Source organism: Ruegeria sp. HKCCD7251 (genome assembly GCF_013031165.1).
Classification (GTDB): Bacteria; Pseudomonadota; Alphaproteobacteria; order Rhodobacterales; family Rhodobacteraceae; genus Ruegeria.
Map to the genome: position 1 here is coordinate 888,422 of NZ_WPZC01000001.1, position 11,806 is coordinate 900,227.

General features: G+C 55.2%; 9 protein-coding genes. 7 read left to right on the top strand and 2 right to left on the bottom strand.

Annotation, left to right across the window (positions count from 1 at the left end):
- The first annotated feature begins 24 nt into the window (after positions 1–24).
- From GOX75_RS04350 to GOX75_RS04360, 3 genes are all read left to right on the top strand, one after another.
- A complete protein-coding gene (locus GOX75_RS04350; protein WP_171121361.1) occupies positions 25–1,803 on the top strand; it encodes an ATP-binding protein in 1,779 nt (592 codons plus the stop codon).
- Positions 1,804–1,815: 12 nt separating this feature from the next.
- Positions 1,816–3,150, top strand: a complete 1,335-nt coding sequence (locus tag GOX75_RS04355) for a sigma-54 dependent transcriptional regulator (RefSeq protein ID WP_171121362.1) — start codon at positions 1,816–1,818, stop codon at positions 3,148–3,150.
- Positions 3,151–3,662: 512 nt separating this feature from the next.
- Positions 3,663–6,419, top strand: a complete 2,757-nt coding sequence (locus GOX75_RS04360) for an Rne/Rng family ribonuclease (RefSeq protein ID WP_171121363.1) — start codon at positions 3,663–3,665, stop codon at positions 6,417–6,419.
- A 56-nt stretch (positions 6,420–6,475) separates the two neighbouring features.
- On the opposite strand, the gene GOX75_RS04365 is transcribed toward GOX75_RS04360, so the two are convergent.
- Positions 6,476–6,709, bottom strand: coding sequence for a sulfurtransferase TusA family protein (locus GOX75_RS04365; RefSeq protein WP_171121364.1), 234 nt, complete (start codon positions 6,707–6,709; stop codon positions 6,476–6,478).
- A gap of 105 nt (positions 6,710–6,814) precedes the next feature.
- Here GOX75_RS04365 and GOX75_RS04370 point away from each other — a divergent pair, with 105 nt between their 5' ends.
- The 4 genes from GOX75_RS04370 to GOX75_RS04385 all read left to right on the top strand — a co-directional run bounded on the left by GOX75_RS04370 (position 6,815) and on the right by GOX75_RS04385 (position 11,145).
- A complete protein-coding gene (locus GOX75_RS04370; RefSeq protein WP_171121365.1) occupies positions 6,815–7,567 on the top strand; it encodes a cytochrome c biogenesis CcdA family protein in 753 nt (250 codons plus the stop codon).
- Between the two features lie 63 nt (positions 7,568–7,630).
- On the top strand, positions 7,631–8,845 hold the full coding sequence (locus GOX75_RS04375; protein ID WP_171121366.1) for a hypothetical protein: 1,215 nt from the start codon (positions 7,631–7,633) through the stop codon (positions 8,843–8,845).
- Positions 8,842–10,191, top strand: coding sequence for a cytochrome P450 (locus GOX75_RS04380; RefSeq protein ID WP_171121367.1), 1,350 nt, complete (start codon positions 8,842–8,844; stop codon positions 10,189–10,191). The genes GOX75_RS04375 and GOX75_RS04380 overlap by 4 nt, the downstream gene beginning before the upstream one ends.
- 72 nt (positions 10,192–10,263) lie before the next feature.
- Positions 10,264–11,145, top strand: coding sequence for a fructose bisphosphate aldolase (locus tag GOX75_RS04385; RefSeq protein ID WP_171121368.1), 882 nt, complete (start codon positions 10,264–10,266; stop codon positions 11,143–11,145).
- A gap of 6 nt (positions 11,146–11,151) precedes the next feature.
- Here GOX75_RS04385 and GOX75_RS04390 read toward each other — a convergent pair whose 3' ends face one another.
- Positions 11,152–11,757 carry a DNA-3-methyladenine glycosylase I gene (locus tag GOX75_RS04390; RefSeq protein ID WP_171121369.1) on the bottom strand — a complete coding sequence of 202 codons (606 nt, stop codon included), beginning with the start codon at positions 11,755–11,757 and terminating at the stop codon, positions 11,152–11,154.
- Positions 11,758–11,806: the final 49 nt, after the last annotated feature.

Consider the following 11,806-nt stretch of genomic DNA (forward strand, 5'->3'; position numbering starts at 1 on the left):
GACAAGCCCGCGTAGTTTCCGGGTATGAGTTCCGACGATCGCTCAGGGTGGGCTTCACTGCAAAAACCTTTCCGCGGCGCGCCATTGGGTTGGCGCCTACGTGTTGCGGTTTCCATTCTGCTGATTGCAACCGTTGCAACGATCTGGGTGACCAATCGGTTGCTGACAGATCGGTTTACGGAATCCACGCGCAATCGGGCCGAATTGCGTCTGGCCCTGTATTCCGGCAACCTGCTGAGTGAACTGCGCAGGAACGCAATTGTTCCACAACTTTTAGCGCGGGATCCCACCCTGATTTCGGCGTTGCAATCCAGCGATTTTACGCTTTCAACTCAGCGCCTTATATCATTTGTTGAAGAAATTGGTGCGGCATCATTGATGTTGTTGGACAGTGACGGGCGCACCGTTGCTGCCACAGATCGCAGCAGGTTGGGTGAAGCGCACCGAAACTCTCCTTACTACGTGGAGGCTGTCCGCGCGAATTCGACGATTTTCACCGTTATCGAGAATGAAACCGGGTCGTACAGCTTTACCTATTCACGCCGAATGGACGCCGGTTCGGATATTCTTGGGGTAATCGTTGTCGAAGTTGACCTGCAAAAGTTTGAGCGTGCTTGGGCGGGTATCTCTGACGCGGTGATGGTGGCCGATAGTACCGGCACGATTATTCTTTCGACTGAACCGAAGTGGCGGGGACTGGAAGAAAGTGCAGCCCTGGTGCGTCAACCACCCGAAGGCGCGATTGAGCGTGCCATCCGTGCGACAACCGATTGGACGGCATTGCCACCGGACGCCTATCTGCAAGGCGAAGCCGTGATGAGACTAGACACGCGGATTCCGTTCAGAGGATGGCAAATGACGTCGTTCACGACCTATTCCTCAATTCGGGAAAAGGTGAACAGCGTCATCGCGCTGGAAATCATGGGTTTTGCGATTCTTCTGGCGCTTGCCTTCTATGCGCTCAGTCGCCGGGCAACGTTCCGCATGGCCCTGTTCCAGCGCGAGTCGGCAGAGCTTCGCGCATTGAACACAAGGCTACAGCGGGAAATTGCTGAACGTGAGAGGGTCGAAAAGACGCTGGAAGTGGCAGAACAGACGCTTGCGCAAAGCTCAAAACTTGCGGCCCTTGGTGAGATGTCGGCGGCTGTCAGCCACGAGTTGAATCAACCATTGGCTGCAATGAAAACCTATTTGGCGGGCGCACGCCTGCTGCTGCGCCGAAACCGCCCAGAAGAGGCGTTGGCCAGCTTTGGCCGCATCGACGGTTTGATCGAGCGGATGGGAGCCATTACCCGACAGCTCAAGTCCTATGCGCGCAAGGGCGCGGATGCGTTTTCGCCTGTAAATCTTGGTGAAGCGCTGGCCTCGGCTCTGTCGATGATGGAACCGCAATTGCGGCAGCGCCATGTTAAGATCACGCAAATTCTCCCGGAAAAACCCGTGTTTGTGATGGGGGATCGGATGCGGATTGAACAGGTCATGGTGAACCTCTTGCGGAATGCGCTGGATGCCACCAAATCTGTAACAGAGCCAGATGTCGAAATAATTCTGGCCGTGGGCGACATGGCGGTGTTGACTGTAAGGGATAACGGTCACGGGATCGAAGACATCGAAAACCTGTTCGAGCCCTTCTACACGACCAAACAACCTGGCGATGGCGTTGGGCTGGGGCTTGCCATCTCGTCCGGGATCGTGAACGACCATGGCGGACGGCTGACCGCGCGCAACAGCCCGAACGGAGGCGCGGTGTTTGAAATGCAGCTGCCGACACTAGGAAGCGACGGCCTTGAGGCCGCGGAATAACGGGGAAAGACTATGGCACAAGCCATGAAGATTGCCATCGTGGACGACGAACAGGACATGCGCCAGTCGATCAGTCAGTGGTTGGCGTTGTCGGGATATGACACGGAAACCTTTTCCAGTGCCGAAGATGCGCTCAAGGTTCTTGGGCCTGAATACCCCGGGATCGTCATCTCCGACATCAAGATGCCGGGCATGGATGGCATTCAATTGTTGAAAAAGCTGATGGGTGCGGACAGTACTCTGCCGGTTATCATGATCACCGGACATGGCGATGTTCCCATGGCGGTAGAGGCCATGCGTGTCGGGGCGTTCGATTTTCTTGAGAAGCCGTTCAACCCGGATCGGATGTCAGAGCTTGCCAAGCGCGCCAGCAACGCGCGGCGCCTGACGCTCGACAACCGTGCCCTGCGGCGGGAATTATCGGACGGCACGCAGATCATGAACAAGTTGATCGGTGCCAGCCCTGTGATGGACCGTCTGCGTGAAGACATTCTGGATCTGGGTCAGGCCGACGGCCACGTGCTGATCGACGGCGAAACAGGTACTGGCAAGACGCTGGTGGCTCATGCATTGCACGCTGTTGGCAGCCGGGCAGGTAAGAAGTTTGTTCTGGTGTCTTGTGCAGCGCTTGAGGAAGAGGCCCTGTCAAAGCGCCTGTTCGGACCGATGATGCCCGAAGACGCACAATTACCAGCGATCGAAGAGGCGCGCGGCGGGACTTTGGTCTTGGAAGATATCGAAGCCCTGAGCGATACGTTACAGGCGCGGCTGCTGAGTGTGATGAACGATCAGGGAACACCGGCCGAAACAAGGATCATCGCTATTTCGAACCTTCAGGAGGCAGGCAAGACAAGCGAGGATGTGCTGCGCCCGGACCTCTTCTACCGTTTGGCTGCGTTGCGGATTACTATGCCCCCGTTGCGGCAGCGTGGTGAGGATATCCTGACGTTGTTCACCCGTCTGAGTGAGCAATTTGCCGAGGAATACGGCTGTGACGCACCTCAGGTCAGTGCTCAGGAAGCAGCGCAGCTGCTGCAGGCCCCCTGGCCGGGCAACGTGCGTCAGTTGATCAATATTGCCGAGCGTGCCGTTCTGCAATCACGTCGCGGCTCGGGCACCATTGCTTCGTTGCTGATGTCGGATCACGAAGAAATGCAACCGGTGATGACGACCGAAGGCAAACCCCTGAAAGAGTATGTTGAGGCGTTCGAACGCATGTTGATCGACAATACGATGCGCCGCCACAAGGGCTCCATCGCGTCGGTGATGGAGGAACTGTGCCTTCCAAGGCGGACCTTGAACGAGAAAATGGCCAAGTACGGGCTTCAGCGTTCGGAATATCTGTAAAGGCGAGGAGGGGGCCAGCCCCCTCTTGAGCCTTTGGCTCAATTCACCCCCGAAGTATTTTTGAACAGAAGAAGGTGCAGATGCCTGCTTGGAGGCGCTGTCATGCAGTTTGCCCATTGTCTTTTCCACAGGACTGCTTTTATTGTAACCGAACGGGCCGGGCCTTTTTGCGCCCTCAAGTCCCGAATCTTTGAGTTTCGCTGCAATGCCGCAGGTGGTGACAATCTCCCACACAGGCTGCGCAGACCGATTGTGCCCCGTATCGGGGCAAGTGAACGCCTGAACCCGTCGATACGGGTGATAGGAATAAATGGGCAGGCAGCGTAGAACCGCGCCTGTCGGAGAAGAACCGCGATGACGCGCGCGCAACGATTGACCATACGGGCAGGGGGCCACAGCGCCGGACCCTGCTGCGCGCCGTCCGAAATCGCCCTGACAAGACACCACCCCAAAAGCGCCTGTCCACCCGGACGGGTCAGGACAACGCGTTTGGCGCGGTGCACCAAGGACACATGGCTAAGAAAATGCTTATCGATGCCACCCACGCGGAGGAAACCCGCGTTGTGGTGGTCGACGGAAACAAGGTCGAGGAGTTCGATTTTGAATCCGAGAACAAACGCCAGCTTGCTGGCAACATTTATCTTGCAAAAGTAACGCGGGTCGAACCATCCCTGCAGGCTGCGTTCGTTGACTACGGTGGCAATCGCCACGGGTTTCTTGCGTTTTCAGAGATCCATCCGGATTATTACCAGATTCCTGTCGCTGACCGTGAAGCGTTGATGGAAGAAGAGCGGGCTTATGCGGAAGCGTTGAAAGCACGTGATGAGGCGGAGGAATCCAAGCCGAAAAAACGCCGCTCGCGCTCTCGGACCAAAGCTGCTGACGTAAAAACCGAGGACGCGGTCGAAACGCTTGATGTTTCGAACGAGCCTACTGGTATGGAGACAATTGACCTCGGCGATGGGGAAGAAAATCCCGATCTAGAGGTGCCGGAGGGGACGTCCCCAGCAGATCGCGTTGCCGAAACACCTGTTGAGGAGCCTGTTGACGACGAACCGGAGGCATCCGAAGACGCGGCGGGCGAAGGCGTTGAAAGCGCGGCTGATGAGGCACCAGACACCCAAGACGCGGATGCAGCAGTCGAAACGCCGGCTGCAGAAGGCACCGCCGAGGACAGTTCGGACGGTGACTCCGGTGGGGAAGATGCGGGCGACGCTGCCCCCACCGCCGAAGCTGCTGAGCAGACGTCAGACGAAGGCGAAACCAAGGAAGATAGTGACGAGGCAGAGGCCCATGCAGATGCGGCCGCCAAAGACGATTCGATCGAATCCGTTGCGGATGAGGATGACAGTGAGGACATTCGACCTCCGCGCAAACCACGGCCGCGTCGTTACAAAATCCAAGAGGTTATCAAGGTTCGACAGGTCCTTTTGGTTCAGGTTGTCAAGGAAGAGCGTGGAAACAAAGGCGCTGCTCTGACGACGTACCTGTCTTTGGCCGGTCGGTATTGCGTTCTGATGCCCAACACAGCGCGCGGCGGCGGGATCAGCCGAAAAATCACGAATGCGCCTGACCGAAAGAAGCTGAAGGAAATCGCAGCCGAGATTGATGTGCCAACTGGCGCAGGACTGATTATTCGAACGGCTGGAGCCAAACGCACCAAGTCTGAAATCAAGCGCGACTATGAATATCTTCAGCGGATGTGGGAACAGATCCGCGAGCTGACATTGAAGTCTATCGCGCCGGCGAAAATTTATGAAGAAGGCGATCTGATCAAGCGGTCGATCCGCGATCTTTATAACCGCGACATCGACGAAGTTCTGGTTGAAGGTGAAACCGGTTACCGGATCGCCAAGGACTTCATGAAAATGATCATGCCGTCGCACGCGAAAAACGTGAAACGGTACGAGGACGCGCTGCCTCTGTTCGCGCGCTATCAGGTTGAAAGCTATTTGGCGGGGATGTTCAACCCGACCGTTCAGTTGAAGTCCGGTGGCTATATCGTGATCGGCGTGACCGAGGCACTGGTTGCGATTGACGTGAACTCGGGCCGGGCGACCAAGGAAGGCTCGATCGAGGACACCGCACTTAAGACCAACCTTGAAGCGGCCGAAGAAGTGGCCCGGCAATTGCGCCTGCGTGACCTGGCCGGTCTGATCGTCATCGACTTTATCGACATGGACGAGCGCAAGAACAACACGGCCGTTGAAAAGCGCCTGAAAGACAAGCTGAAAACCGACCGAGCGCGCATTCAGGTTGGCCGGATTTCCGGCTTTGGCTTGCTTGAGATGAGCCGTCAGCGTCTACGCCCCGGAATGCTGGAGGCAACGACGCAGCCTTGCCCGTCCTGCCATGGCACCGGCCTGATCCGCTCGGACGACAATATGGCCCTCACCATTTTACGCCAAATCGAAGAAGAGGGCACACGCCGCCGGTCGCGTGAGGTTCTTGTTCGCTGCCCGGTGAGTATCGCCAACTTCTTGATGAACCAAAAGCGCGAGCACATTGCCCAAATCGAAGCCCGGTATGGTCTGTCCGTCCGGATCGAAGGGGACGTGCATCTGGTCAGCCCTGATTTCTCGTTGGAGAAGTTCAAGACAGCGAGCCGTATTGTACCCGAGGCGAGTACCCCGGTTGTTTCCGTCGATGCCTCATTGATGGACCTTGTGGATGCTTCTGACGAAGAGCAGGTTGAGGACGAAGCTCCTCAGGCGGAAGATGAGACAAAGCCCAAGCGCAAGCGTCGTCGTCGCCGTCGCAAGAAGAGCAGCAATTCGGGTGACGCGCCTGAGGTAAATGGAGAAGAGGGCGAAGAAGCACCGGCTGAACCTTCGGATGAGGCGGAAGCAGAAGCTGTTGCAGATGACGCGGCCGAAGAAGAAAAACCGGCTAAACCAAAACGTAGCCGTTCACCCCGCCGCAAGAAAAAAGATCCCGAAACGGCTGAAGCTTTTGAGGAAAGTCAGGCGTCGGACAGCAGCAGTGAAAAGCCTGAAGAAACGGTGGACACCGAAATGACCGAACCTTTGGTCGCTGAGAGTGAACCCGTGACCGAGGCCGAAACCGCTGTTGAACCGGAACCAGAATCAGAATCGGTTTCCGAAGAGATTGCCGAGCCAGTAGCGGAAGCACCGGAAGAGCCTGCTCAGGACCCAGAACCGGAAGAACCCGCCGCAGAGCCGGTGTTGGAAGTGGTTGCAGAAGAGCCTGAGGCACCAAGCGATCCTGCCAAACCCAAGCGACGGGGTTGGTGGTCTTTGGGACAATAACAAGATCAGGCGGGTTTCAAGACCCGCCTTTTTTCTTTGAAAGCTGTGGTTTTTTGTCAGCCCGTCTTTTGAATGACGTAGATCTGGTGCCCGTCTGAATCCTCTTGCGAGATAAGCACGTGTCCACTTTCGGCGCAGAAATGTGGAACGTCAACAACAGCAGCGGGGTCGTCGGCCAGAATGCGCAACAAGGACCCTTTCGGCATAGATTTCAACCGTTTGCGCGCTTTGAGCACGGGCAGGGGGCACAACAGCCCCAATGCGTCGAGTGTTTCCGGCGTGTCAGACATAAATATCAAATATTTCCAGTTTTATCGGGTGTCCAGCATGCAACCACGAGGATGTGACCGAATTGCCCCGTGACGTCGGCGGAGTCATAACTTATGTGCTGAGTCATGTTCGGAATTGACATCATAGACGCGGGCCTTTTGCCTGCCATGTTCATCGCGATGCTGGGCGGCCTGATTAGCTTTTTGTCACCCTGCGTTTTACCAATTGTACCACCATATTTGGCGTATATGAGCGGCGTGTCCATCAACGACATGCAGGATCAGGCGCAGGCACGTCGAAAGGCGACCCTGACGGCCTTGTTCTTTGTTCTGGGTCTTTCAACGGTATTCCTGCTGTTGGGTTTTACAGCGTCTGCCTTTGGCGCGTTTGTACTGCAGAATCAGGTTCTTTTCGCCAAACTGTCTGGCGCGGTTGTGATTGTCTTTGGTTTGCATTTCCTGAACGTGTTTCGAATTCCGTTTCTTGACCGAGAGGCCCGTATCGAAACCGGTGATTCAGGTGGCTCGGTCTTTGGTGCTTACATTCTGGGTCTTGCGTTTGCCTTTGGATGGACGCCCTGCATTGGTCCCCAATTGGGCGCGATTCTGTCTCTTGCTGCATCCGAAGCGTCCGTGGCGCGTGGAACGCTGCTATTGGGGGTCTATGCGGCGGGGCTGGGAATACCCTTCCTTCTGGCGGCGATGTTCCTCAACCGCTCGATGACTGTGATGAACAAGATCAAACCGCACATGGCGACGATTGAAAAAGTCATGGGTGGCTTGCTGTTGTTTGTCGGCATCATGCTGATCACCGGCTTGTTTACCGAATTCAGTTGGTGGTTGCTGGAAACCTTCCCGGCACTGGCGAATTTCGGTTGATGACCTGATCTGTCTTACCTTGTCGGTAATGCTGCGGTAACTTGCGTGGCAGAAGGTAAGATCATGAGCAGTCAGGCCAAACAATCACGGGTTCGCAAACGCCGGGTGTTCTACATTCCCGGATACGACCCGATCCATCCACGCAGGTATCGTGAGCTGTACCGCAAGGAAAGCACTGTTCAGGCCAAACTCTCGGGTTTCGAGATATCCGTATCCGCCAAGTCGGGCGAAGGGCCATATGGCTGGCATGTGCGCTCGGAACAGGATGGTGCACAAGTCCAAAGCGATGTCGAGGTTCTGGTCTGGTCCGACATCGTTCGGGAAAGCATGTCCAATTCGATCCTCGCGACCTACTTGCAACTGGCACAAACCGCGTGGGTTTACATCTCTACCGGAACGCTTTGGCGGCTGATGCGTTTGCGAAAAGGCCCCGTGATTGCCGCGTTGTATCCCGTAGCGATGCTGCTGTTTCAACTGTTTCTGGCGTTCGGTGCAGCATGGGCTCTGACGGCTATTCTCATGCCAGTTGCATCTTGGTTCGCGATCCTGCCGGCGGCTCTGCTCGGCTACGGTCTGTTGAGGTGGTTTCGAAAGGCAGACAACAAGTTGTTTGCCTACTACTTGATGCACGACTACGCCTATTCGGCATCAGAAAAAGGAGTGACGCCGGATGCCCTCGAAACTCGCCTGTCAGAATTTAGTACGCTGATAGCGGAAGCCCTGAAAACAGATGTCGACGAAATTCTGGTCGTAGGACACAGTTCAGGGGCACATCTCGGAGTTAGTGTGCTGGCGCAGGTCTTACGGTCAACAGACCGTTCGGCAAAAGGGCCAGAGCTTTCGTTTCTTACGTTGGGACAGGTCGTTCCCATGGTGTCGTTTTTACCGGACGCGCATTGTTTGCGTAGTGACCTTCGCTATCTGTCTCAGCAGGACGATCTGACATGGCTGGACGTTTCAGCGCCCGGAGATGGGTGTTCATTTGCACTTTGCGATCCGGTTGCGGTTTCGGGTGTTGGAACGGACAAGTCCAAATGGCCACTTGTTCTGTCAGCGGCTTTCACGCAAACGCTGTCCGCCGAGCGTTGGAAAGAGCTCCGCTGGCGTTTCTTTCGCTTGCACTTTCAGTACCTTTGCGCGTTCGATCGGGTGGGGACATATGACTATTTTCGGATTACCGCCGGTCCAATGACATTGGCGCAAAGATATGAAGGGCGTGCGCCTTCAAAGTCCCGGATAGACGCACCTGTGTCGAAATTCAGGTCGGTGCAAGCATGACCCCGCCAAAGCCAGTCTCGCGCCCCGACAAGGTCTCGCTTTGGCGCTACTTCAAACTCTTTCGAAAAGATATCCTGTCAGCACAACCGCATCGTCTGTACCGGGCGTGGATGGCAGAGTTTCGAACCCCGTTCTTCAGGTCATACCTGATCAACCAACCTGAACTTGTTGATAAAGTTTTGAAAAAGCAACCTGATCAGTTTCCGAAATCGGAACGGATCAGCGAAGGGCTTCGCCCACTGTTAGGAAATTCGGTGTTCCTGACCAATGGCAAAACTTGGAAACGCCAGAGGCGCATTATCGACCCGGCATTTGACGGAGGCCGGTTGAAAGACACGTATCCAGCAATGCTGGACGCGGCGAACGCTGCGGTCGAGCGGTTGCGGCCTCTTGCGGGCTCTGAATTGGAATGTGAACAGTTCACCAGTTACGCGGCGGCGGATGTCATCTTTAGGACGCTGTTCTCAGTCCCGATTGACCACAAGATCGCAGCCGAAGTGTTTGATAAATTTCACAGGTATCAGCGCGCGCAACCTCTGCTGAACCTTGCGGCCCTTTTTCCACTGCCAAAGTGGGCCCCGCGATTTCATTCGTCCGAAACCAAACGAAATGCCAAGGAGATCAGGTTTCTGATCAAACAGCTTACGGCTGACCGCGCGAAACAAATCGCCGCTGGTTGCGCCCCGAACGACCTAGCAACCAAGATCATGACCACGCCCGACCCGGCAACGGGGCAATGCTTTGGGCAAGATGAAATGGTGGATCAGGTCGCCATCTTTTTCCTCGCCGGTCATGAAACCAGTGCTTCTGCATTGGCCTGGACCCTCTATCTGATGGCCTTGTACCCAGATTGGCAGGACAATGTCGCCAACGAAGCGCAAAGCCTTTTCGACCAAGGTTTCACGACCATTCCCCGGTTGAAACTCAGTCGGGACGTGTTTCGCGAAGCATTGCGATTGTATCCGCCGGTTCCGATGATGGTCCGCGAGAATACCTGCCCGGTAACGTTTCGGGACCGGGTGGTTTCAGAAGGATCGCAAATAGTTATCAGTCCTTGGCATCTTCACCGGCACGAGCGATTGTGGGAAAACCCGGACGCATTTGATCCGGCCCGATGGGAAACCGAAAACGGACGCTCATGTCAAAGGGATGCCTTTATTCCCTTCTCGGCGGGCGCGCGCGTCTGCCCGGGTGCCGGATTTGCGATGATCGAGGGGCCTTTGTTGTTGTCGATGCTTCTGAAATCCTTCCGCTTTGAGCTGATTGAGGGGCGCGAACCCGTACCCGTTGCCCATCTTACGGTCAGATCGAAAGATGGGATTTGGTTGCGCGTGCGTGAGCGCTAAACGCCTATCAACATCCGACGCCTTGCTGTATGCGGTTGAAAACAGCGGAATCATTTCGAACGGGAAAGTCTTATGTCCAAATCAGAACAGCGCGAACAAATGTCTAACGGACCGGGCTTTATTGCCGCTTTGGATCAAAGTGGCGGTTCAACCCCCAAGGCACTGGCGCTTTATGGGGTCGAGGCATCGGACTATTCTTCGGATGAAGAGATGTTTGGTGAAATCCAGAAGATGCGCGCTCGGATTATTCTGGGTAATGATTTCACCAAGGATAAGGTGATTGGCGCAATCCTGTTTGAACGCACTCTGTCCGAACAGATCGACGGGCGTCCCGTCGCCGACTACCTATGGTCGGTCAAGGGAATCGTTCCTTTTCTTAAGATCGACAAAGGGTTAGAGGACGAAGCGAACGGCGTTCAGATGATGAAACCTATCCCGGGGCTGGCCGAAACGCTGGCCAAAGCAGAGGGTGTGTTTGGCACCAAAGAACGCTCGGTCATTCACGAAGCAAACGCCGAAGGCATTGCGGCCGTTGTCGCCCAACAGTTCGACGTCGCCCGTGAGGTTGTCGCCGCCGGTATGGTTCCGATTGTTGAGCCAGAAGTAAATATTAACTCTGCGACCAAAGCTGAAGCCGAGGACATCCTGAAAGCCGAAATCCTGAAGAATCTGGATCAGTTGCAGGATGGGCAGGATGTGATGCTTAAACTGACTATCCCCAGCCAAGCCAACTTGTACGATGAAGTGGCCGATCATCCACGCGTCGTCCGTGTAGTGGCCTTGTCAGGTGGGTACTCAACCGAGCAAGCCTGTGATCTGCTGGATCAAAATGAAAAGATGATCGCGTCTTTCTCACGCGCCTTGACCGAAGGCCTTTCAAAGCAACAGTCCGATGCAGAGTTCAACACCGCTTTGGGTGGGAACATCGACAAGATTTTCAAAGCCTCCGTCTAAAATCGGTTAGCTTACTGGTTTCGTGAAATCGCGGCGCAACTGCGCCGCTTTTTCGCGCATGATGCAACCAACAGCATGGTCGTTCACCAGACCCATCGCCTGCATAAAGGCGAATACCGTTGTTGGCCCTACAAATTTCCACCCCCGTTTCTTAAGGTCTTTCGACATCGCAATAGATTCTGGCGATGTTGAAGCTGTTTGCGGGTTTTCTGGCGTATCAGCCTCAAACCTCCAGACGTAGGCGGCAAGGGATCCTTCGGCTGCAACCAGTTCCTGGGCACGCCGGGCATTGTTGATAACAGCTTCGATCTTTCCACGATGGCGAACGATCCCTTCGTCCTGAAGCAGACGGTTAACATCAGCCTCATCAAACTCAGCCACCTGTGTGAAATCAAAGTGTTTAAACGCTTTTCTAAAGTTCTCGCGTTTAGACAAGATCGTGCGCCAACTTAGGCCAGACTGAAAACTCTCGAGGCACAGTTTTTCGAATAGCCGCTGCTCGTCCGCAACCGGATAACCCCATTCCTGATCGTGGTAGTCAAAAAACTCAGGCGCGGAGTTACACCATGCACAGCGTGGTTTGCCATCTGGCCCGGCTACGGTCTTGCTCATTAAATGTACCCCCTTTGTTCCCATATGACACTAAATAGTAATGTTCGAA

What these genes read in the sequence shown, in the direction of transcription:
- GOX75_RS04350 (WP_171121361.1), top strand. Translation starts at nt 25, where the DNA reads ATGAGTTCCGACGATCGCTCAGGGTGGGCTTCACTGCAAAAACCTTTC.
- GOX75_RS04355 (WP_171121362.1), top strand. Translation starts at nt 1,816, where the DNA reads ATGGCACAAGCCATGAAGATTGCCATCGTGGACGACGAACAGGACATG.
- GOX75_RS04360 (WP_171121363.1), top strand. Translation starts at nt 3,663, where the DNA reads ATGGCTAAGAAAATGCTTATCGATGCCACCCACGCGGAGGAAACCCGC.
- GOX75_RS04365 (WP_171121364.1), bottom strand. Translation starts at nt 6,709, where the DNA reads ATGTCTGACACGCCGGAAACACTCGACGCATTGGGGCTGTTGTGCCCC.
- GOX75_RS04370 (WP_171121365.1), top strand. Translation starts at nt 6,815, where the DNA reads ATGTTCGGAATTGACATCATAGACGCGGGCCTTTTGCCTGCCATGTTC.
- GOX75_RS04375 (WP_171121366.1), top strand. Translation starts at nt 7,631, where the DNA reads ATGAGCAGTCAGGCCAAACAATCACGGGTTCGCAAACGCCGGGTGTTC.
- GOX75_RS04380 (WP_171121367.1), top strand. Translation starts at nt 8,842, where the DNA reads ATGACCCCGCCAAAGCCAGTCTCGCGCCCCGACAAGGTCTCGCTTTGG.
- GOX75_RS04385 (WP_171121368.1), top strand. Translation starts at nt 10,264, where the DNA reads ATGTCCAAATCAGAACAGCGCGAACAAATGTCTAACGGACCGGGCTTT.
- GOX75_RS04390 (WP_171121369.1), bottom strand. Translation starts at nt 11,757, where the DNA reads ATGAGCAAGACCGTAGCCGGGCCAGATGGCAAACCACGCTGTGCATGG.